At 37.4% G+C, this 23,270-nt stretch carries 21 protein-coding genes and 1 tRNA gene; 4 read left to right on the top strand and 18 right to left on the bottom strand.

The annotated features are described in order from the left end of the window. From I6F47_RS00825 to I6F47_RS00835, 3 genes are all read left to right on the top strand, one after another. The gene (locus I6F47_RS00825) at positions 1 to 1,767 is read left to right on the top strand and encodes a replication endonuclease (protein WP_197183162.1); all 1,767 of its coding nucleotides are present in this window, start codon (positions 1 to 3) and stop codon (positions 1,765 to 1,767) included. A gap of 693 nt (positions 1,768 to 2,460) precedes the next feature. Further along, positions 2,461 to 2,934 carry a GIY-YIG nuclease family protein gene (locus tag I6F47_RS00830; RefSeq protein WP_197183163.1) on the top strand — a complete coding sequence of 158 codons (474 nt, stop codon included), beginning with the start codon at positions 2,461 to 2,463 and terminating at the stop codon, positions 2,932 to 2,934. Further along, the gene (locus I6F47_RS00835) at positions 2,931 to 4,139 is read left to right on the top strand and encodes a DNA sulfur modification protein DndB (protein WP_197183164.1); all 1,209 of its coding nucleotides are present in this window, start codon (positions 2,931 to 2,933) and stop codon (positions 4,137 to 4,139) included. Before I6F47_RS00830 ends, I6F47_RS00835 begins: the two co-directional genes overlap by 4 nt. Before the next feature lie 169 nt (positions 4,140 to 4,308). Here I6F47_RS00835 and I6F47_RS00840 read toward each other — a convergent pair. The 17 genes from I6F47_RS00840 to rppH form a co-directional block, all read right to left on the bottom strand. Beyond that, positions 4,309 to 4,383: transfer RNA gene (locus tag I6F47_RS00840), tRNA-Arg, on the bottom strand. 72 nt (positions 4,384 to 4,455) lie between these two features. After that, positions 4,456 to 5,124: a FlgO family outer membrane protein gene (locus I6F47_RS00845; protein WP_024609029.1), complete on the bottom strand. Its 669-nt coding sequence runs from the start codon at positions 5,122 to 5,124 to the stop codon at positions 4,456 to 4,458. A 7-nt stretch (positions 5,125 to 5,131) separates the two neighbouring features. Then, positions 5,132 to 5,824, bottom strand: coding sequence for a FlgO family outer membrane protein (locus tag I6F47_RS00850; RefSeq protein ID WP_007583141.1), 693 nt, complete (start codon positions 5,822 to 5,824; stop codon positions 5,132 to 5,134). A 13-nt stretch (positions 5,825 to 5,837) separates the two neighbouring features. Then, positions 5,838 to 6,431 (bottom strand): FlgO family outer membrane protein, encoded by a 594-nt coding sequence (locus I6F47_RS00855; RefSeq protein ID WP_007583140.1) that lies wholly within the window; start codon positions 6,429 to 6,431, stop codon positions 5,838 to 5,840. 56 nt (positions 6,432 to 6,487) lie between these two features. Beyond that, the gene (locus I6F47_RS00860; RefSeq protein ID WP_197183165.1) at positions 6,488 to 7,117 is read right to left on the bottom strand and encodes an SPOR domain-containing protein; all 630 of its coding nucleotides are present in this window, start codon (positions 7,115 to 7,117) and stop codon (positions 6,488 to 6,490) included. 10 nt (positions 7,118 to 7,127) lie between these two features. Continuing rightward, positions 7,128 to 10,073: an MSCRAMM family adhesin SdrC gene (locus I6F47_RS00865; protein ID WP_231609130.1), complete on the bottom strand. Its 2,946-nt coding sequence runs from the start codon at positions 10,071 to 10,073 to the stop codon at positions 7,128 to 7,130. Beyond that, positions 10,060 to 10,890, bottom strand: coding sequence for a fimbrial biogenesis chaperone (locus I6F47_RS00870; RefSeq protein ID WP_024589984.1), 831 nt, complete (start codon positions 10,888 to 10,890; stop codon positions 10,060 to 10,062). Before I6F47_RS00870 ends, I6F47_RS00865 begins: the two co-directional genes overlap by 14 nt. A 9-nt stretch (positions 10,891 to 10,899) precedes the next feature. After that, positions 10,900 to 11,382 carry a DUF4402 domain-containing protein gene (locus I6F47_RS00875; protein WP_024589985.1) on the bottom strand — a complete coding sequence of 161 codons (483 nt, stop codon included), beginning with the start codon at positions 11,380 to 11,382 and terminating at the stop codon, positions 10,900 to 10,902. A gap of 3 nt (positions 11,383 to 11,385) precedes the next feature. Then, on the bottom strand, positions 11,386 to 11,988 hold the full coding sequence (locus I6F47_RS00880; protein ID WP_024589986.1) for a DUF4402 domain-containing protein: 603 nt from the start codon (positions 11,986 to 11,988) through the stop codon (positions 11,386 to 11,388). Positions 11,989 to 12,103: 115 nt separating this feature from the next. Further along, entirely contained in the window at positions 12,104 to 12,658 is a 555-nt protein-coding gene (locus I6F47_RS00885; protein ID WP_024589987.1) for an SPOR domain-containing protein, read from the bottom strand. A gap of 371 nt (positions 12,659 to 13,029) precedes the next feature. Then, positions 13,030 to 13,713 (bottom strand): SPOR domain-containing protein, encoded by a 684-nt coding sequence (locus tag I6F47_RS00890; protein ID WP_024589988.1) that lies wholly within the window; start codon positions 13,711 to 13,713, stop codon positions 13,030 to 13,032. A 341-nt stretch (positions 13,714 to 14,054) separates the two neighbouring features. Then, on the bottom strand, positions 14,055 to 14,933 hold the full coding sequence (gene galU, locus I6F47_RS00895; RefSeq protein ID WP_024589989.1) for a UTP--glucose-1-phosphate uridylyltransferase GalU: 879 nt from the start codon (positions 14,931 to 14,933) through the stop codon (positions 14,055 to 14,057). Positions 14,934 to 14,956: 23 nt separating this feature from the next. Next, on the bottom strand, positions 14,957 to 15,808 hold the full coding sequence (locus I6F47_RS00900) for a thymidylate synthase (RefSeq protein ID WP_024589990.1): 852 nt from the start codon (positions 15,806 to 15,808) through the stop codon (positions 14,957 to 14,959). A gap of 10 nt (positions 15,809 to 15,818) precedes the next feature. Then, positions 15,819 to 16,622: a prolipoprotein diacylglyceryl transferase gene (lgt, locus tag I6F47_RS00905; protein ID WP_007583122.1), complete on the bottom strand. Its 804-nt coding sequence runs from the start codon at positions 16,620 to 16,622 to the stop codon at positions 15,819 to 15,821. Between the two features lie 13 nt (positions 16,623 to 16,635). Next, a complete protein-coding gene (locus I6F47_RS00910) occupies positions 16,636 to 17,445 on the bottom strand; it encodes a sulfite exporter TauE/SafE family protein (RefSeq protein ID WP_024589991.1) in 810 nt (269 codons plus the stop codon). Between the two features lie 90 nt (positions 17,446 to 17,535). Next, on the bottom strand, positions 17,536 to 19,800 hold the full coding sequence (gene ptsP, locus I6F47_RS00915) for a phosphoenolpyruvate--protein phosphotransferase (RefSeq protein ID WP_076923556.1): 2,265 nt from the start codon (positions 19,798 to 19,800) through the stop codon (positions 17,536 to 17,538). Positions 19,801 to 19,830: 30 nt separating this feature from the next. Continuing rightward, on the bottom strand, positions 19,831 to 20,349 hold the full coding sequence (gene rppH, locus I6F47_RS00920) for an RNA pyrophosphohydrolase (RefSeq protein WP_002958704.1): 519 nt from the start codon (positions 20,347 to 20,349) through the stop codon (positions 19,831 to 19,833). Positions 20,350 to 21,029: 680 nt separating this feature from the next. Here rppH and mutH point away from each other — a divergent pair. Beyond that, positions 21,030 to 21,701, top strand: a complete 672-nt coding sequence (mutH, locus tag I6F47_RS00925) for a DNA mismatch repair endonuclease MutH (RefSeq protein WP_010553218.1) — start codon at positions 21,030 to 21,032, stop codon at positions 21,699 to 21,701. 189 nt (positions 21,702 to 21,890) lie between these two features. Here the strand turns inward: mutH and eno are convergent, their stop codons facing one another. Continuing rightward, entirely contained in the window at positions 21,891 to 23,189 is a 1,299-nt protein-coding gene (eno, locus tag I6F47_RS00930; protein WP_121953496.1) for a phosphopyruvate hydratase, read from the bottom strand. Between the last annotated feature and the right edge of the window lie 81 nt (positions 23,190 to 23,270).

The following is a 23,270-nucleotide window of genomic DNA, read 5'->3' on the forward strand; positions in this document are numbered from 1 at the left end:
ATGGGTACTTTTAGAGAAACATTAATTGCAAAAGCGATTAATGAACAAGACGATATTTTAACGCCGTATTTAGCACTTGTTGATAAGTACGATGCGGCGTTTTTAACGAAAAGATTAGCGCCATTTTCTAATAAAATTAAAAGCACTGTTTTATTTGATGCTTTTAACAAACCGAACAGCTTTGAGCGCAATCGCCACGTTTTAGATACCACGAATAAACTTTATAAACTCTTACCTAAAAAACTCGCTCACCTCTTTTTTTGCTTTGATGATGACATTAACAACATAGCGAAAGAGTGTGCAAACTATTGCCGCCAGATTGCCATTAACCCCGAAAAAGTTAACTTCCTTTACTATCAAGCTAAAAACAAACAGCGAAATGATAGCGAACTAGAGCGAACCGTTTCGCATGAGTTTCGTAGTAATGAAATGATTGATAGCGAAACTAATAGCGTAAACTCCGCTGTGTTTCGCTCTACCAATACCGAAATTAATAGCGAATTCGCTGATACCAAGCAAAAAGCCCTTTTTGATTTTTTATCAAACTATGCAATTAAGTTTGGTGTTTCGCCTATAGAGCCTAAAAACAACATTAAAATATCAGGCTGTATAAAACGCTATATCGATAACCGTTGGTGGCTACGAAAGTTTCGCAAACTTATTACTCAAGCAAACGAAAAAGCAGCCCTGCATTTAAATTTTGTGAACAGAAAAAGAGAAATCTATGCGAGCAATATAACAACTCAAAATCGTATTACTCAGCGCCAGCGAAATGACGAGCTGCTTAGTTCAACTTACATACTTAATGAGCAAGGCCAACGCTACTCGTTAAAAGAAATATCCGACCTTAATGTATCAAACCCAAAGATACGAAAAGATGAATTACTATGTCGTGCAAGAGGCTTTGAAGACTTAGCGAAAGATCTCGGTCATGAAGCACTTTTTATTACGGTTACGTGCCCTTCTAAATATCACCGCGCATTTTCAAAGTCGGGTGCAGCTAACCCCAAGTGGGAAGGTTTTATGCCTGATAAAGCCAATAGCTATTTAAACCACCAATGGCAAAAAGCCCGTGCAGAGTTTAAACGTCAAAATATTGCGCCTTATGGTTTTCGTGTAGCAGAGCCACAACATGACGGCACACCACATTGGCATATGCTGTTTTTTATTGAGAGCGAAAAGCTAGACTCATTAAAAGCAATTATTCGCCATTATGCGTTAGAAGTTGATGGTGACGAAAAAGGCGCTGCCGAAAACCGCTGTGACTTTAAACAAATAGACCCAAATAAAGGTTCTGCCACTGGCTATATTTTAAAATACATAGCGAAAAATATAGATGGTGAAGGTGTAGGCGAAGATAAATTCGGTAACGATTCTCTACTCGTAGCGCAACGTATTGATGCGTGGGCATCGTGTTGGTGTATTCGCCAGTTTCAACAAATTGGTGGTGCTAGCGTGTCTGTATGGCGTGAATTAAGACGTTTACGCTCAATGTTTAAGGATAAAAAAGATAGCCTATTAGAACAAGCTCGTTTTGCTGCTGACAACAACGATTGGAAAGGCTACATACTTGCTATGGGCGGTTTACACATAAAGCTAAAAGATAGACCTATCAAATTACATTACGATTTAAACATCGTTGAGGAAACTGGCGAGTGTTTGCAAAGCTATTACGATGGTGAACTGATACTCAAAGTAAAAGGCTTGTGGTTCGCTGGTAAAGCTATTATCACTAGGCATTACTCATGGAAGGTAGAAAAGGCATAACCTAAAGCTAGAACGAGTTAGCTAAAGCTCCCTATTACCTAAAAAGAGCTAAAGCTATAACTTAAAATTAAATTGCAGTTAAATACAATCTTTCAAATAGCTAAAGCTACCTATTGAGCTTTAGCTCTTATCAAACACCAGATTAAGCAAAAAAATTACCTTTAGCTTACCATTTGCCAGAATGGCAAAAAGGGTCTTACTTGGAGTTCTGTAAATAACTGTACTGAATAATTAAAATTAAAAATAAAGTTAGATATAAAACTTATTATTTATTTTAACTAAAAAATTTTAATTCTACAGTAAAGTGATAAGGATAAATTTTTAAATAAATCAGCTTAGAGAATTAATGCGATTATCTCAATATTTGAATCATTCATAAGGGATGAAAATCACCTTATAAATTTAAAAAATTATAATTTCCAAGACAATTTTTATAATCAAATATTTCAGAACCTCTGAAATTTATAAAAAGCGAAAGGGGTTTTATAGCCTTTTGAAATTAGCTACCCACTGTTGAGAGGTTTGTAATGGTATATAGTAGCTTTACTTCTTGAAATAAAAAGTTAGGACTGGTCTACTGAAATAAATTATTTTCATACTAAAATAAAAATATGCAGTTCAACTTTAAAAATAACTTTTTAAATAATATCAACTAAACACTAAAGCTATATTTATTTATCAATAAAGGAAATTATGGATATACGAGATTTGGCATTTATAGAGAGCCACTATGTTAAAGTCATGTTTTACCCTAGAGCTTGGGATGATGCTCAAGATTTTGATTTAGTATGGGATAATATTGATTTCCCTCCTATGCCAAGAGCATTAATACCAAAAAGCCCTGGGGTTTATGCTTTTATAGTGGAACCCAATTTATTTTCGTTAGAGCCTGCAAATGGTCTTTTTTATGTAGGTAAGGCTACAAATTTATATCAACGAATAGGTGCCTATATGAGTGAACTAACTAAGGATTTTTCAGTTTCAACTCGACCAAGGATATGGAAAATGCTTAATCAGTGGCGTGGTCGCTTCAAATATTACTATACAATTACTGACACTGTTGCAGAAGCTGAGCAACTTGAAAAAGTAATGTTAGAAGCTTTAAGGCCGCCATTTAATAAACAATATGAAGCAGAAACGAGTCAAATTATGAGGGCATTTCAATGAGTACTACACTTCTTCCAGCAATTCGTTCTAGAGTAGGTGACTGGATGACTTATCTTACGTGTATGTCATTTAGTGATATTGAAAAGTTAATTAAAGCCCCAGACGAAATACATGAAAGAAAAGGACTATCTGATTGGATTCAACGTGAAGCTATAGAATCCCACTCAGACAAAATAGCACTATACATAAAAGAAACACCACAGCGTTTTCTGGGTTCTTTAATAATTGGTGTTTATAATGGTAACCCCAATTGGGCTCCGCTTAATATCAAATTTACGCTCAACCTGTTAGAAGTTAATAAAGAGCAGCAGGCTAATATGGAAGGAAAGCTAGGACTGTTGCATTTATCGGGCGAAGAAAAGCTATTTGCAATTGATGGGCAACACAGGGTATCTGGGATTAAAAAAGCCTTAGCAGAAATTCCTTGTGATGATCCAATAGTAACTGACGAAGTAAGTGTGATTTTTGTATCCCATGATGAATCTTCAGAGGCTGGTAAATTGAGAACTAGGAGGTTATTTACTACACTAAATAAAAAAGCTAAAGCTATTTCTAAATCTGCTACTATTGCTTTGGATGAAGATAATGGTTTCGCAATAATAACTAGATTACTCATAGATCAACATTGGTTATTTGAAGATTCGAGGAATCATATATCATATTCAAGTACTGGCTCTATTTCATCAAAAGATGAATCAACTATAACAAGTGTTGTTGGTTTATATGAAATAATAAAAGATCTTTATTATCTCAATAACAGTTCTAAGTTTGAGTCAACGCGACCATCTACTGAAGAACTTGATAAGTATTTTTCTGACATAAATATCTTTTTAAATGCTCTCCTTAGTCAATGCTCAGAGTTTAAAGAAGTCTTTGTGGATAAAACTAATTGTGCTAGGTATTATAGAGAAAAAAATAACCACCTACTTTTCAGACCCGCTGGACAAAGAGCTTTTGCTCGAGCAACTCAAGTTTTAGTTAAACGAGGCTTAAATATAGATGATGCTGTAACTTCACTCTTAAAAGCAGATTTAAATTTAAACTCTATTCACTGGCGTCATATTTTATGGAACCCTATTAGCGAAACAATGATTACAAACAAACTAGTAATGGCTGAAACACAGCTTTTACAACTTTGTGGTCATGATGCAAAAAGTAACCGGAATAAAAAAAATCTTGAGGAATTATTAAATTCTGCACGCTAATTTATAGTTAACAATGTTCTAATTCAAAAATTTAATTTCTCCTAGCGATTGAGATTAACACTTTAATCGCTAGGCTTTATATACTATGAAAATAGAACTCGCCCTGCTACATATGTGCTACACAGAAATTAAACAAGAAAGAAAAATAAATGCAAGCTATTGATTTAATTGGTAGCCCCTGCAAGAATCGAACTTGCAACTGCCCCTTAGGAGGGGGCCGTTATATCCATTTAACTAAGAGGCCACAAACAAGCTGTGTGCTTAGAGGTGTGAATTATAACGGCATCTGGTTTTTTATATCAAGCGACAACTGAACTTAATTGCTTGATAAGTATATATCTTCTTTATTTAGTACATAAATTGGGATTAGTTTTCGACTACTCGCGACGATTTTTTTTGTATGCGCGTTAATTACACGTGTATTTACAACAACAGCATCACTGCGATAAATTAATGTACCCGCTAATACATGGCTCGCCATTTGATCTTCACTAAGCTTTTCAATATCGCGCGAAAAAGCAAAATCACCACGACTATTTACATCTATTGTTTGAGTGGTTTTAAAATCAACCACGCCATAACCAAACTTTTGTAACTGATGAATTAACGTTTCAGAAATTTGATTACCCAATTGATTACTTTTAGTAAGCGATGAATCAAGATCGACCAAGGTAGTAACGGCAATATTAATATTGGCGTTGGTATCACTTTCAAACTCAAGCGTATCAACCAAATCAAGTGCCATTTGCTCTACATAGTTAGCAAGTGTTTTATGGTGCTGAAGTGGTGTAAATTGATTGCCGTTAGCATCATCTTGAGTTGATTTTTGCTCGGCTGTTTTAAGCATGCTTGCTAAGTCATAATTTACTTGTGTGGTTGAAGATGCATTCATTTCAGCACTTTCATTATTTTGAGTAAAGGCACAACCAGTTAAATTAGCTAAAGCAAAAAAAACGATAAAGCGGTTAAATAATTTACTATACATAATTATCTCACTTGCTTGCTTGTTTTAACATTATGCCATCAGTGCGATAGCTACTATTAAGCGCATCAACAACTGACTGTGGAATAAACCCTTGTGCAGAACCTACCACGGCCTTACTTTCTAGCCCAACAATACGTGCATTAACAAGTACACCACCTTGATGGTTTACAAGCGTACCGGCTAGTACATATTTAAAGTTTTGATCTTGATTTAGCTCTAAATAGTCGCGACTAAATACAAAGTCGCCTGTTGAGGTAACACGCATATAATCAGTTGTTTTAAAATCAATAACGGGTACACCAAAGCTGTGTAATTCATGCATGAAGCTTTCTGCAATTTGGTTTCCTAGTAAGCTACCATCGTTGTAGTCTTCATCTAAAAAAATAAAACTCGAAACAGCTAACGGTGTTTGTTCACTTACGTACTGTAAGTTTTCAACCATGTCTTGCATTATGCCGCGCACATAATGGTTAATATTTTTGCGCATTGGCGGTGTTGCTTTTGTGTAGTTATCTTGTGGAGCCATTCCTGACTGAAATAAGTTATCGTCAGAAACAGGCGCTGCAACGTCGCGTTGGTTACTCACCAGTTGGTTGCTTTGCTCACTTTGTGGTGTTGTGGTGTCTGTATTCATTGTGCCTAGTATTTGAGAGCAACCAAAGCCCAGTGGTAAGCATAATGTAATTAATAGGTTTTTCATTTTGTGCTCCAAATTAGTATTCGCTTCGGTATAAAAGTCCGTCACGCTGCTGAATTTTCTCATTGCCCCACATTACATTAATTGGGATCTCGGTACTTCCCGCAGAGAGCACCTGTTTATTTTCTATATTCACAAGCCGTGCATTAACTATGTATGCATGCTGCTGGCGAGTCACTGTTCCTGTGATAACTAAGTCAATATTTTGGCGATTACGTAATTTACTTAAATCGCGACTTAAAATACTGTCTGAGTTTTCTGATAAAGAGAGGTTATTCCCAAGTCTGTACTCAACGGTGTGATAACCCAGTTGAGTAAATTGTGTAAGCAGACTTTCTTGGATCTGCTGACTTAAGCCTGAGGCTTGCCCTGTCACTAATTTTGTATCTAGTGCATCTGCATAAAAGAAGCTACTAACGCCAACACGTGCATTAGCATTTAATGCTCCGTTTAGGTGGTTAAGTTGCGACGTTAAATTAACTACATAGTCATTAACCGTAAAAGGAGCCATGGCTGCTTTAGGTGCATCTGTAGGCACACTTGGTTCTGGCGGTGGCACCAAGTTACAAGCAGCTAAATTTAAAAATAATAAAGGCAGTAAAAGGCGCATAATTGCCATCCTCTTCAAAACATACTGAGGATGAAGCAATTTGTATGCCGACTTAACTATTGTGCGATAAAGGGCTGATCTACGTAATAGCTAACTAAACAATTTATATTTTGGCTCTTTAATTTTTGACAGTCACCCATAGCGTTTTTTTTGTCTATGTATGCGCCTAGCTTTAAGCGGTTATACATAACTCCTTTTACATTTATTGTTTCAACATTCATCACAAAATTATCGCCTAGTAAGCTAGAAAGCTTTTTTTGAAGTTGCCTAAAAGCTAAAGAGAGTTGTTCTTTTTGCGTTATTGAAAGCACTTGTAAAGCAAATTTAGGATCAACTGGTTTTGTTACTTGTAAATTGGAGCGATTAATTGTGTTGCTATTAACTATTTCTGCTTTTATTACTGGTGCGTTTTTCTGCTCATTTTCTTTTGCAATTGTATTGAGTTGCAATATTAGTAAGCTTAAGTCTTCTTCAATAAGTAATAAACGCGCAAGTTCTGGCTTCATATTTTGCCACTGCTGGGAGCTTATTTTTAAAGTTTCAAGTTCTTGCTTTGTTATTTTTACGTAGCTTTTTTCGTCAGTTACGTTGGTCTGAGTAGCACTACCATCAATTGCTTTATTATTCGCACAACCATAACTTAGCAACATTGCACTGATTAAAAATATACATTGAACTCTTTTCATCCTAATTCCTTTAATGGAGTATTTTATGTGTTTCAACAACACACTTTAATCCTTGCGCTTTTACTGAGTCGCATACAGAAATAAGCTCTGGCGAACTGTTTGTTGCGTGCGCTAAGGCTAAAATAAATTTATTTTTAGCTTTATCATGCATATAAAAAGCTTCTTGCTGCTCTATTCGTGGTGCTATTAAACGGTAATAAATTTTTAAGATATTTAACGAACTAAAACTTCCTGCATTGGCAATGCTTCCAGTTGTTGCACTGAGCGCCTTTAACGTTAAATCAACGCCCATTACTACATCTCCTTGAGGCGATAAATTAACTGTTATATTTTGAGTGTTTTTTAGCTGCTTGCGTTGTTTATATTCATCATCAATTACTGCTTTATACTGCCCCGGTTTAAGGTCTGTAAATAAATAATAGCCATCATATGCTGCTTGAGTTTGTGCAACTTGATCCCCTTTCTCATTCAACAGCGCTATATTTGCAAAGGGTTGGATCTGTGTTGTATCACCTTTTTGTTGATAAACAACTCCCTCCACTTCACTGGCATTATTTAATGCGAAGTCCATATACTCTACAAAACCAGCCCTTGGTGTAATAGAAAAACCCTCATTAGCTGGTATTAAAAACGGATCTTCAAAACTATTTCTATCAAGTATTATATCTGTTGTACGATTTGCTGGCATTGAAGTTAATAGCGCAACGCCGTGTTCGTCTGTAATTGCTTGACGATAATTGTGAACGCCTTTTACTTTTACGCCGGCAACGCCGTGCTCATCATCATCCATAATACCGTTATTATTTTGATCTAAAAATACGCGTAACATTAAGCTACCTGTGTTAGTTAAGCTGCGCTTAGAGACAAAATATGTATTGTGTTCAACATCAAAACCTAAGCTAAAACGGCTATAAATGCCGAGCCGCCAATCATCGTTACTGTTGTAGTTTAAGTTACTCGTTAAACTAAACTTGTCGCTTTGCCAATTGAGCCCTAATTCGGCCGATTGAATATTATTACGAAGTGAATTAGTTAAAGTAAGTTCCGCTTGTAAATCTCGGCCCAAGTTGCGGCTAAACTCAGCCTCGTAACTAACAAGCTCACTTACTGGCGATATACTATAATCTATACCAAACCTTGTGTAGGTTCTCCCAAAGCGCTTTTGAAAACGTGTTGTTCCAAAAGTACTCTTAGAGCTATCGTCTTGTTGCCACAGTAATTGGTTACTTAGTGCAAATCCTGAGTATGAGTAGTTGAACTGGTTGCGTACTTGTTTAAAACGCCCTCTAATATCACTATCGTCATATAGGACGTTATTTTGATAAGAAAGGCGTCCATAGGTATTATTCATTAGCCCACCAGCTAAATTTATTTGGTAGCTGTTAAAATCTTGCTGCTGTTCGTCGGTACGATTTGTAGCGCTAAAAAGTAGTGATTGTTCGGCAATTTGAGTTCGGGCTGTAAATTCAAATTCTTGTTCATTGTTATTATTTTTTTCAACATTCGCATTTAATAATAATCGGTCAAACAAGCTTATATTGGTACCAAATGCATACTTAAGTAGATCGTCATCTGTATTTTTTTGACCTGATGTAGCAGTGTATACAGATATATTATCTGTAAGCCCTTGCTCATATCTACCCGCAACTTGCCAACCCTGCCCCTGCGAGCTTGAAACATTGTTATTTAGTAACTGCTTACCTTGTTCAGTAACCGACAATTCATAGTGACCTTGTCCCTGCTTAAGTTGATTTCCGTCCACAAAGTAATAATCACTTTTACGCTCAACTTGACCTTGAGGCCCATAAAAAATAAGCTCAAAATTATTAGCTCCAAATAATAGGTTTATATTATCAAAAATATAACGCCCATCTGCGAGGCTAAGCTGCTGGTCTATTAATATTTCATTACGATACAGCTCTACATCCCAACCTGGCTGTATAGCACCGCTTAAGTTAACTTGATTATTGACTATTTTTCTATTGGTTACATTATTAGAAATTTTAACACCTCGGGCATACTGATTACTGTAGCTATTACCCACTTGCGTGGCGATAACATCACCAAAAGATATTTCAGTAGGCATGAAGCTGTTTTTTATTTCTTTGTCTAAGTTTTGCTTTGTAAACGTTAACCTAGAGTTGGTAAGTAAGTCAGTACTTCGTCCAGACAAAAAATACTCTGCAGATAAATACGCAAAGTCTTGAGTGCCTAAAAGTGAATAGTTCGTAGAATGCCTATCATCGCTCGCGGTAAAATTTAGTTGTAAGTCGGCAACCGGAGAAGATAGCGCTTTATATGGGCTAGCTTTCCATGGCAGCGTAGGTGGCGATCTTTTGTTAGGTGATTTAAGGTTGCGCGACTGTCTGTATCTTTGTTGTTCAACCGGTAAGGGGCTCTCTGAGCTTATAAGTAATTCTAAATCTGGGTAATCAATATTAAACTCTAGATTTAAAGCATTATGTAAACTTTGAATATCTACATAAATATCATCTTCAATGGTAATTTGATTTTTTGCTAATAAGTAGCTCTGTGTAGGACTAGTAAATACAGCGGGTGTAACCGCTGCATTTAGAAAAAGAGGTTGTTGATTTGCTCCAACACCTTGAGCAATTCGATTGCTAGCATCAACATTCATTGCAAATTGTAGAATGTCAAATAAGTCGCTTAAACTAACTTGTACACTTTGCTCGCTTTTAATTGCTGCAACTTCACCTAAGTAGTATGAGTTTAAATAAAGCGAAAGTATTAATAACTCGCCTGTGGCGATTCGCTGTTGCTGATTTTCTTTGTTTTTATAATCAATTACTTCAACGGGCTTAGTTAGCTTTAGTTCAATTGCGCGTAGTGTTGTTAAAGCATCCCCTACGGAAGAATTAGGATTAGCGATTACACTATTACTAAGCAAACTACTTATGCTTAGTAATAGTGCATACAATAAATTATTTAGCGTCATTCACTGTTAAAACATTAAGTGATTGTGAAGTTAAAGGCAGAGTGTATTGTGCAAATGTAAGGTCTTTATATTCTTGACTGCCTTCATATTTAAAAATGACTTTTCCTGTTTTATCTAAATTTTTGTCACTAAATAAACTAAGGGTTACAAACGCATTATCCACTTCTGGATAAATACTTAAATTACCAATTTCTGCAATTTTAACTTGCTCGTTATTGCTATCAACAAAGTAAGCACTTAATTTACCGTAGCTACTAAACTTACCTTCTCGTTTTATATTCAATAAAAACTGAGGACGTTGATTGCTTTCATTTAGCACTAGTTGAGCTTGCTCTATGGCAACTTCTGGCTGTTTCATGTCTTTACGTAACAAAATAGGAATGCTGTAGCTCATAATCATATTAACTTTTATTGAGCTTGTTTTATTAGTATTTTCACCAGGCAATGCTTGAAATAGAAGATGAGAGCGGTACTCACCAGAAGCTAGGCCTTTAGGTTTACGTATTGCTATTTTTACTGTTTGTTTTTCACCAGGTGCTAAACGCATTTGTTTTGGTGACAAACGTGCCATTGAACTTAAACTTTCGCTTGTAGCCTCTGCCAACTGTATGTAGCCACCGCTAGGTTGCGCTTGCTTCTCACTCCATAAAACACGATATGTTTGATATTCATCACCTGTATTAATTACTGTAACTTTAGCGGTTCGTTGGCGTTCATCAAAACTAATACGGGTTGGAGAGATAAGTAAATTTGCGTATGCATTTTTTCCTAAAATACATACACTCAGTGCGAGCAGCACTACAACTTTATAAAGCATGTTTTTCCTTTAGTAATCAATCGTAATTTCTAATTGGGTGTCAGTAATAAAACTACCATCTAAGTAACTTTGGCTAGTCCCTGTCGTTATTAAACGGCCACCTACTTTGAGTAAAAGCTCTCCAAACTCATCGCTAGTTTGCGTTCTTGGTAAATCTACTAATACAACCGAAAACTTGGCACTATTAGCTCCTAGTGCTTCACTTTGCAATGTAGAGTCACTCGTTTTGTTAAACGATATTTGAGTAAGGGGAGGTAAATCGGTAAATAAAAGTTCTGCGGGATTACCCTCAGTTAATACGTAAATATTACCAAATGTGGTTGTTTCACCTTCATGGCTAATGGTTATAGAGCTTAAGGTATTATTTTGAGGGATAACTAAAGTGCCAAAATTAAGCGCTTCTTGTTGTATGCTTGCGCTATAGGCTTGCTCGCTAAACATTAACGAAAGCCAAGCAGAAACATACAAAAAGCGCATTGTTTGTTTAAACACTAATTAATATGACACTTCAATATTAAAGCTACCAGAATACTCACCATCAGGGTAATCCACACTTGATGCGTTTGATGAAGTAGAAAGAGTCGCGCCTATATTAAATGATACAGCGCCATCAACACCAGCCTGTAGGTTGGGCGTAGCACTTGTATATAATCCACCAGCATTAGTACCGCTCGTTATAAAGTAAGTCCAAGTACCTACAGTAAAATCAGGTTCATTCAACCCTTGACCAGCTAAAGGTTGTACTAAAGTATTTACTGGGTCGCTAATGGTTAAAATAGAATTTGGTACTACATCTGACACACTAAAAGCACCCGCTTCACCACCTTCAATTATTGATATAGTTGCCACATTACCAGCAGCGTCGTCTTGCGAGGTAACATTAGTTGCATCAGGATCAGGATTAATTGTAAGCGTAGCTTGCAGATTGCCTGTAGGATCTGAAATAGCACGAATAGTACCAAAATTTAAATCGTTATCTTTTGTGAGTACTACAGCATTTTGTACCGTTACTTTCGCTTCAAATGACTCTGTAGCAGCATAAGTGCTAAACGAGCTGACCACGGTGGCTACAGCTAATGCAGATAAATAAAACTTCATGCTAAATCCTTATAAGAAAATGGGCTTTATCAAATATTTGCCCAACTATAGTTAGTATCGACTATTAGTACAAATACTTTAATACTATATAAGTTTAAAAGGCCTAATTTATTAATTATATTGGCTTTCCGACAAAAGCAGCAATATTACATGCTTGATCAAGCTGATTAGCTAAATAACAAAACGCACTTACTTGAGCATCGTTTTTAAATGGACCTACACGTAATCCATACAAAGTCATATTATTATTTTTACGTTCAAACATAGTAAAATTAAATTGAGTAAATGCACTGGGGTATAATTGCTTAAGCCTTTCGACTCTTGCTTTAACAAGCTCTGGCTTTAAATACCAACCAAGCTGTGCTCCAATTTTAGTTTCATCTGTTAAGGTGAGTTCTGAATTTTGTAAGTTTGGTGTTTTTACTTCGGGAGTGTTATTTAGTGCCGTCGGTTCCAAATTCTGTGAAGGCTGATTACCATAGGTGATATCGGTTTTATTTTGCATGAGTAAAGGAGGGTTTTCAGTTAATTCACTTCGAGACGATAACGCCATAATTAACAGCTGTAAATCATCTTCCATAGCAGTTAAACGACCAATGCTTTCTTGCTGTAAGTGCCACTGCGAAACATACTCTTTTACTTGTTTATCAGTAATTAAAGAATGCTGCACGCTCTCGTTATTTACAGTTGCGCTGCTACATCCATATAAATAAAAAGATAAGAATAAAACTGATATTAAATGACAAGACTTAAAATACCGCATTGCAAAATGCACTCTACTAACCAAGATAATAAATCAAAGCAAATTTTGCGCCACTTTATAGCAACTTTTTAATTAAGTAGTCTATTTTGAGGTAAGAAAAGCCATATCGATAACAAGGCAAAATTTCATCATTTAGTTGGTATCACTAATTGTTGCTGCATTGCTCTAACTCCGGCATACATGCCGTCGTATATCAAAAATTATTAGCGAAGTTAGCGTCAGGTCTAATCCTTCAAATTGATTAGGTATTATTGTAGATTGATATTACATGCTGTGCGCTAAAGCTTTACTGGCTTATCAGTGTAGTTACTTACTATGCAATCGAGTTTGTACAGTTTGAATACGTCACAGTCTGCTTTTGCATTTTTAAAGTTTTGGTAAGAGCCAAGTTTCAGCCTGTAAAACATTTTGTCGTTTATTTTGGCGGTTTCTACGTTAGTCAATATTTTGTCTCTAAACAACGGCGCTGCTTTAGCATTTAGCTCTTGCCATGCTTTAGCCACACCTTGCTCGGAGTCAACCGAAGCTACTTGCAAAGCAAATACATGTTTAGGTGTATTTAATTTTACAGTTTGTTTTTTATCACTGTAGTTTTGTTTAGCTTGTTGGCGTGACTTAACATTGCGTGTGTTTCGTGGTGAGCGTACAGACTTGCTGCTGTACCCTTGATTAGACTGCGCAATAGCTTTGCTGTTTATAATATCAATATGATTTACGAGGTAAGTTATTTCTTTTTCTAATCTTAAAATTCGCTCTATGCCTTCACGAGCTTGTTGCCACTGCATTGCGGCATCTTTTAGCTGAGCAAGTTCAAGGGCTGTAATTGATACGTAGTCAGGCGAGTTACTTTGAGGTTGTTCATCAATGGTTTTTATTTCAGGCGAGACGCTGCATGCTGTACCAAATAAAAGCATTAGCAAGCTAAGTAAAAGCCCAATGTTATTTTTTTTATATATAAACATGTATTAGTTGTCCTGAAAGCAGTGTTTTTACACTACATTTCAGTTAAACATTCTCACAAGAAAGCGTTTAACTTTATTTAAGCTGTGAGCCATAAAACTAGCTCTTCGCATGCTTGTCAGTGTTTCGTAAAACACAACGTTGCATACTCCATCCCTTCCTTGAGAGCATTATTTAATACAAATTCAATGCCAATTAACACAAACTTTACAACATAAATAACAATATGTCTGTAATGACTTAAAAACTTTTATTTTAGAGCTATTCCTTTTCTAATTTTGATCCTGATAAAACTCATAAAAAAAGGCGCCGATATAGGCGCCTTTCATGTTTTCGTTAACTGTTAAATCAGTTTTTTGATAAATGATTTTAATTCATCGGCAAATTCATCGCGACGAAGTGCAAATTCAATCGTTGCCTTTAAGTAACCAATTTTACTTCCACAATCGTGGCTGCGGCCTTTTATAGCGTATGCATCTACTTTTTCGTGTTCCATTAACATCGCAATTGCATCAGTTAATTGAATTTCGTCGCCTGCACCTTGCGGAGTTTTTGCAAGTAACGGCCAGATATTTTCGCTTAATACGTATCGACCCACTACAGCTAAGTTTGATGGAGCTTCATCTACTGGCGGCTTTTCTACCATATTAAATATTGGCGAGCTTTCACCTTGCTTTAAGTCAACATCACCTAAATCAACCACACCAAACTGGTTAACTTGTGCCATTGGTACTGGTTCTACCATAATTTGACTGTGCTTGGTTTTCTCAAAATTAGCGATCATTTCTGCTAAGTTATCTTTTTTAAGATCGCTCTCTACATCATCAATAATTACATCTGGTAAAATAACTACAAACGGTTCGTTACCAATAATAGGCGCTGCACAACTAATAGCGTGGCCTAAGCCTTTTGCTTCACCTTGGCGTACGTGAATAATGGTTACGTCTTTAGGGCAGATTGCTTGCACTTCGGCAAGTAATTGCCGCTTAACACGCTTTTCTAAAGTAGCTTCTAGTTCAAAACTTGTATCGAAGTGATTTTCGATTGAATTTTTACTTGAGTGCGTCACTAACACTATTTCTTTAATTCCTGCAGCAACGGCTTCGTTTACTACATATTGAATTAAAGGACGGTCTACCACTGGAAGCATTTCTTTAGGAATTGCTTTAGTGGCTGGTAACATACGAGTACCAAGGCCCGCTACTGGGATCACTGCTTTCATTTTATGTTTTCCTTAATCTTTTATTATACTGAAAATGGATATTGAATCGCTTCATGGCATTGATAGCCTGTTACTTCAAAGTCGTCTCGTGTTACCCACGTTTCTATGTCTTCTAATGATGTAATTTTTGGATTAATTTTTAACTGAGGTGACGCAAATGGCTCACGCGTTAACTGCACGTCTCGCATCAGTTCAAGTTGGTTTTCGTAAATATGTGCATTAGCAATTTTATGATACGCCTTACCCGCTTTGTGGCCGGTAATTTGAGCCACTAACGCAAGCAACACAAAACACTGAATTTGATTGAAATTAAGGCCAAGCGGTACATCACAGCTTCGCTGGTATGACGTTAAGTATAGCGTATCGCCAAGTAGTGAAAAAGTGTGCGTATGCATACACGGGCGCAAACAACCAAGCTCAAACTCACCTGGATTATAAAACGTGATTATTTCACCACGGTCATCAATGCCATTTTTTAAGTTATCAATAACTTTGGAAAGCTGATCAAGCGTTGAGCCATCTGGACGTTGCCAACCACGGCCTTGTACGCCATAAACACGCCCCATGTCATCCTCACCTTTACGGTTAGGGTTATTAAGCCATGCGTTGTTATCGTTCGCGTTGGCATCCCATGTTTTACAGCCAATCTCACGAAACTGCTCAGCGCTGTCGTAACCGCGTAAATATCCTAGTAACTCAGCAATCGCTGCTTTGTAGTAACTTTTGCGCGTCGTGATCATTGGAAACTTATTATTAGCCACATCGTATTCTAAATCGGCATTAATAACGGTTAAACAACGCGTACCTGTACGTTTGTTTTCGACCCACTGACCTTCGTCAACAATACGCTGACATAATTTTAAATATTGTTTCATGCTTTTCTTATTATGCCTTAGCTGTTTTAACGTGTTGTGGTTGCTTATATGCCCAAATTAATAAACCTAAACCACCCACTATCATAGGAAGTGACAATATTTGTCCCATTGAAATAAAGTCGGCAAATAAACCTAGTTGTGCATCGGGTTGGCGGAAATATTCAATACAGAATCTAAACACGCCGTAACCTAATAAAAATACACCAGCTACGCTGCCTGCTGGACGTGGTTTTTTAATAAACCATTGCAGGATTAAAAACAGCACTAAGCCTTCGAAAAATGCCTCGTATAACTGCGATGGGTGACGCGCAAGCGGACCGCCCGTTGGAAATACCATTGCCCATGGCACATCGGTAACTCGGCCCCATAACTCACCGTTTATAAAGTTACCAATACGCCCTGCTAAAAGCCCTACAGGAACAAGTGGTGCAACAAAGTCGCCTACTTGAAGCAGTGACTTTTTACGCGTCCACGAAAAAATTGCGACGGCGGTTATAACGCCAAGTGTTCCACCATGGAACGACATACCGCCCTGATCTATCCTAAATAAATACAGTGGGTTTTCTATAAAATAACTAAACTGGTAAAACAATACGTAGCCAATACGCCCACCTAGTATTACCCCTAACATGCCGTAAAACAGTAAATCGCTTACTTGGTCTTTAGTCCAACCCGAATTTGGCTTTGACGCTTGACGATTAGCAAACCACATCGCAAATGCAAAACCTATTAAGTACATTAAGCCATACCAACGTACGCTTAGCGGTCCAACAGAAAAAATAATTGGATCAATTTGAGGAAACTCAAGTGCCATAAAAAATAAACCTTTAGCTAAAAACCATTTTAATTGCGATAACTACAAGCAGCACCGCGAAAACTTTCTTAATTGTATTAACAGGTAAATAGTGAGTTGCTTTGGCGCCAATGGGCGCAACAAACCACGAGGTAATAACAATCCCAAATAATGCAGGTAAATAAACAAACCCGGCAAAACCATGCTCTAAATCGGTAACATGCCAGCCTGCGCTGATGTAACCAATAGAGCCAAATAATGCAATAACAATTCCGCACGCTGCCGCGCAGCCAATTGCTTTTTTTATATCAACCGAAAAATAATTAAGCATAGGTACTATTAAAGCTCCGCCGCCAATCCCTATTAAACCTGATAACCCGCCCATTATTGCAGAAACGCCCCCTAAAATAGGACCTGCCGGCAACGGTTTTTCTGACATCGGTTTATTACGCGCGGAGAGCACCATTCTTGCTGCAATAAATACAACACTTATAGCAAACACTGTACGTAATATTTGTTCAGGGATTAAACTTGCTGCAAAGCCACTAATAAGTGCACCTAAAGCCACACCCGACATAACCCACGGGGCGATTGCCCAAGGCACATTATCATTTTTATGATGAGCCAGCGCTGAAGACGTTGAAGTAAATAAAATAGAAGCGAGTGAGGTTGCAATAGCAATTACTAATACATGATCAGCCGACGTTACATTAAATGAGAGTAGCAGAGTGCTTAGTACTGGAACGATAATTAAACCGCCGCCAATGCCTAGTAACCCAGCTAAAAACCCAACAATACAGCCTAGTAGTGCGCAGCTTGCGACTAACAAACCTAAGTCATACATAGTAATCTCAAATACCCTTTTAAGGTTTATATATTAAAGGATTATAAAACTAATAGCATCTGTGTATTGCAATTAATTAGGTGTACAAGCTTATTTGGGGGTGTAAAACAAATCACCTAATTTATGCTCTAGCATAAAGCTTCGCGTTAAACGTAGTACTTGTTTGGCAGTGGATTGCGCTAAACATTCACTTAGTAGTTGTTCCATGTCACTGACATTTAAACGCCTAAGTACCCACTTCACTTTATTAAGCGATGATAAGTTCATACTAAGGCGTCTGTAACCCATGGCAATAAGTAAAATAGCCCCTTCAGGATCGCCGCCTAGTTCACCACACAAACTAAATGGCAGTTCATATTGCTCACATTCATGCGCCACTTTATTTAGTACTCTTAGTACACCTGGGTGATAAGGGTTAAAAAGTTCGGCTACACGTGCGTTAGCTCTGTCTACTGCTAATAAATACTGTGTTAAATCGTTACTACCTACTGAGCAAAAATCGACTTTTTTTGACCACTCTGGAAGCATAAATACACTTGAAGGTACTTCCAGCATTATTCCTATGTCGGGTCTTTCTATAGTTTGCTCTGGGTATTTTTCACTTAACTCAAAATAAGCCTGTTCAAATAACGCAAGTGACTCGTCCACTTCTTCAGTGCCACTGATCATAGGGAGCATTATTTTTAAATTACCCAAACCAATATTTGCTTTAAGCATCGCTTTTAGCTGATCTAAAAATAACTCTGGATGATCAAGGCTAATACGAATACCACGCCAACCTAAAAATGGGTTTTCTTCGGTAATATTAAAGTAATCAAGTACCTTATCGCCCCCAATATCCAATGTACGCATAACCACAGGATTAGGATGATAGCTAGTTAGTACTTCTCGGTACCAATTTTCTTGCTCTGATTGCGAAGGAAACTGACCCTTTTGCATAAACCACGCTTCGGTTCGATAAAGCCCCACACCGTCACAAATATGAGCGCTACTTTGCTCAGTATTAAGCTCAAGGCCTGCGTTTAATAATAAGCTAACATGTTCACCGTCAAGCGTAATTGATTCTGAGTCTTGCTCAGCTAAAAAGCGGTTATTAAGTAGGTTATCTTGATGCTGTAACTCTGTGTATTCGTCCATCAGCATTTGTGAAGGCGATATATATAAACGCCCAGCAAATGCATCTAAAATCATCGGTTTGCCATTAAACTGCAGTAGAGGTAAATCCTCTATACCCCAAATGGCAGGAATGCCCATCGCACGCGTTAATATAGAAGCATGGCTATTTGCAGAACCATTTACGCTTACAACGCCTGTTAAGTGACCTTTTGGCACCTCAGCAAGCATAGCGGGCGTTAAGGTATTAGCAATTAAAATAGTGTTGGGCGGATAATTTTTAACAGCGTGCTCGGTATTTACAAGGTGGTGTAATACGCGAAGGCCAATGTCTTTAACGTCAACAGCACGCTCTTTTATATAAGGGTCTTGCATGGCATTAAATTGAGATATTAAACGCTCTATTACAATTTTTAGGGCGCTTTTAGCACACCAGCCTTCTTGTAATTGCATTTCAACATTATGCCCTAAACTTTTAGCATCAAGCAGTTGTTGATACACATCAAATACCGCAAGAGCTTCGTGCGGAATAGAATCGCTTAGCGTCATAGATAGGGTATTAAATTCTTTGCGCGTTGCAGCTACAGCTTGAGTAAACAAACGACGCTGCTCAGTGACGTCACTGTCTTTTAAAAGCTCAATAGATTTAAAATCAAGTTTTGGTAATACAACAAATGCTTGTCCTATACCTATTCCTGGCGCGCTCGATACACCTTTTAAAACAGACGTTTGATGAGATGATTCATCTTGGCGTAGTATTTCTTTAATTTCAGCATGCGCTAACTGTGAAGCAAGTTGAGCAGAAAGTGTTATTAAAAAAGACTCTTCGTCTTGGCTAAATACACGTGCCATTTTTTGTTGGACAACAATAACGCCCAGTACTTTTTTTTGATGAACAACGGGTACAGATAAAAAAGCGTTGTAGCCTTCTTCGTTTACTTCCGGGGAGAGCTTAAAACGAGGATGCGATTTAGCAAATGCAATATTAATAGGTTCTTCGCGTTGCGCTACTAGGCCAACTAAACCTTCGGTAAAACCAATTCTAAACTTACCTACCGCATCGGGGTTTAGCCCTTCGGTTGCCATAAGTACAAAATTGTCTTGGCTGTAATCTGCAAAATAAATGGAGCAGCACTGGGTTTTCATGGCATCTTTAACCATTTGCACAAAGCACACTAATGCGCTGTCTAAATTCGCTTGTCGCGATACAGACTCCGCAATAGATCTCAGTGTAGCCAGCATGTCCTGCTCCTTTATTTTATTCTGAATTAACTACCTTTTACTTCGCCAATGATCTTTATGTTGTTCTCTCTTATTAAAAGGCATGGCGAAAGGAGCAAACTCTTTCATTACACGTCGATAAACATCCCGTTTAAACGATACAACCTGTCTTACAGGATACCAATAACTTACCCAGCGCCAATCATCAAATTCAGGATGATGGGTTTTAAGTAAATTTACATCTTCGTCTTTACAGCGTAATTTTAGTAAAAACCATTTTTGTTTTTGCCCAATACACACCGGACTAGAGTCTCGGCGGATTAATCGTTTGGGTAATTTATAGCGTAACCAATGTTTTGAGCTTGCGACTATTTCTACATCTTCTGGTCGCAACCCTACTTCTTCGTGTAATTCACGGTACATGGTTTGTTCTGCAGTTTCGCCATCATCAACACCACCTTGGGGAAATTGCCAAGAGTGTTGACCATAACGTCTGGCCCAAAAAACCTGTCCCTGATTATTGCAAATCACAATTCCGACATTGGCACGAAAACCTTCGGCATCAATCACCTTAGTGCCTCATTTGTAAGTCGATTTTTAATGATTGTTCCACATTAGCCGCAATACGGCAAATACTATTATACCCAACCCGATTAGTAAGCTAAGTTTGAGCTTTTAGTACATTGATAAATTATGGAGAGTGGGTAAATATTTGGAAAATAACTTAACAAGGCTATTGCGGTTCTTGTTTTCCTCTAGTTACTCACAGTTTGTGCATAACTTTTGTAAAACACGCTCATTTTGCAAACAAATCCACAATATTAGATCTAAAAACTTGGCTTCTCCACAGATTCTGTGGATAAACATGTTCATATAGTTGTATTTATCCTTACAACTTTTAAATTGCTTAATCAAAACTGAATGTACAACATTAAAAAAACCAACTGAGTCAGTAACTTAAAGTAAAGCAGCTTAATTTCAATATGCTCAAAATTAACCCAAACAACAAGCGAGCAAAAAACACACAACTCTAGAGATATCCACGGCTTAGCCTATTTGCTATCATGGCTATGATATTTATACAACCGAAATTAAGAATACTGATTACGTTGAATTGACATTTATAATCGCAATAAAAAGTAGCTCAATAACAAAAAACTATCATATGCAGTTTCTCCGCATAAGTAATTTCAACGTAGTTAGTGAGTTATTAAACCTCTATAATATTCATATTTTAAAATTGGCATGACATGCGACCTACAAAACCACACTCAATAAACGATTTAATGCAACGCGTTAATAATATTGCCGGATTAACTCTAGGGCAGCTTGCTAACAAGTATAATTTTAAAACGCCAGATGATTTACTGCGCGAGAAAGGTTGGACTGGTCAGTTAATTGAATATGTATTAGGTGCTACTGCGGGCTCAAAACCACTTCCGGATTTTGAAGATTTAGGAATTGAGCTAAAAACACTCCCTATTTCCTATAAAGGTAGGCCACTTGAAACTACGTTTGTATCGGTTACACCTTTAATGAACGTTACAGGAATGACTTGGCATACCAGCTCTGTACGTAAAAAACTAAATCATGTTTTATGGCTGCCAATTTTAAGCGAACGTGATATTGCCCCGTTTGATAGAACCATCGGCAGCGGCTTTTTGTGGCAACCCACGTTTGAACAAGACGCTTTATTACAACGCGACTGGGAAGAGCAAATGGAGCTAATTGCACTAGGTAGAGTCGACGAAATATCAGGCCATTTAGGCGATGCGATGCAAATACGCCCTAAAGCTGCTCATAGTAAAATAGTGACTGATGCTATTGGTCCAAATGGGCAAATAATTAAAACCCTACCCCGTGGCTTTTACTTAAAAACCAGTTTTACAGGTGATATTTTAAAACAGCAGTTTCAGCTTTAACTGTGTTATAAAATATTAATTGTTGAGCCATTTTTGTGGGTACCCTCTTTTCGCTCTGTGCGCGCGCCAGCAAGCTTAACCCTACAACTTATTCTCATCTCTTTGAAAAAGTATCAGGCATAAAAAATCCCCGCTTATGCGAGGATTTTATCATCTAAAATTAAAAATTAGATTCTATATAAAATAGAATTACTGACCTTTAACTTCTTTAAGACCGTTGTACGGTGCTTTATCACCTAATTGCTCTTCAATACGTAGTAATTGATTGTACTTTGCAACACGGTCAGAACGGCTCAATGAACCTGTTTTAATTTGACCTGCAGCAGTACCAACCGCTAAATCAGCAATTGTTGAATCTTCAGTTTCACCAGAACGGTGAGAAATAACAACAGTAAAACCAGCATCTTTAGCCATTTTGATTGCAGCTAAAGTTTCAGTTAAAGAACCGATTTGGTTAAACTTAATTAAGATTGAGTTAGCAATACCGTTGTCGATACCACGTTTTAAAATCTTAGTATTTGTTACAAATAAATCATCACCTACTAATTGGATTTTATCACCCATTAGTTTAGTTTGATGTGCAAAGCCATCCCAATCAGACTCATCAAGACCATCTTCAATAGAAACGATTGGGTACTGATTAGTAAGATCTTGTAAGAAGAAGTTAAATTCTTCAGAAGTGAATTTTTTGCCTTCACCCTTAAGGTCGTAGATGTTTGCTTCTTTGTCGTAGAACTCAGATGCAGCACAATCCATCGCTAAAGTAATATCTTTACCTAGCTCGTAACCTGCGTTTGCTACAGCTACTTTAATTGCAGCAAGAGCCGCTTCGTTAGATGCAAGGTTAGGTGCAAAACCACCTTCATCGCCAACCGCTGTTGAATGACCATCAGCTTTAAGTACTTTAGCAAGGCTATGGAATACTTCAGCACCCATACGTAGGCCTTCGCGGAAGTTTTTAGCGCCAACAGGTTGGATCATGAATTCTTGAATATCTACAGAGTTATCTGCATGTTCACCACCATTGATGATGTTCATCATTGGGAGTGGCATAGAGTAAACACCTGGCGTGCCGTTTAAGTCAGCGATATGTTCATAAAGCTCAACTTTTTTAGACTGTGCAGCTGCTTTCGCAGTTGCTAGTGATACAGCTAAGATTGCGTTTGCACCTAATTTTTCTTTATTTTCGGTACCGTCTAAATCTAGCATCACTTTATCTACAGCGCTTTGATTTAATGCACTTTGGCCTTTTAAAGCATCAGCAATTTCGTTATTGATATAACCAACTGCTTTTAATACACCTTTACCTAAGTAACGTGATTTATCACCGTCGCGTAACTCTAATGCTTCACGAGTACCGGTAGATGCGCCTGAAGGTGCTGCTGCACGACCCCAAGAGCCATCTGCTAAATGTACGTCTGCTTCAACAGTTGGGTTACCACGCGAGTCCATAATTTCGCGACCGATTACTTTTACGATTTCTGACATCTTGATTCCTCTATATTCCCAAAATGGTGAGTTCAGCTAACTTTACTACGTTTTATATAGCTTAGTCAGCCCTTAAAACAA

The organism is Pseudoalteromonas sp. NZS37 (assembly GCF_015864265.1).
Classification (GTDB): Bacteria; Pseudomonadota; Gammaproteobacteria; order Enterobacterales; family Alteromonadaceae; genus Pseudoalteromonas; species Pseudoalteromonas arctica.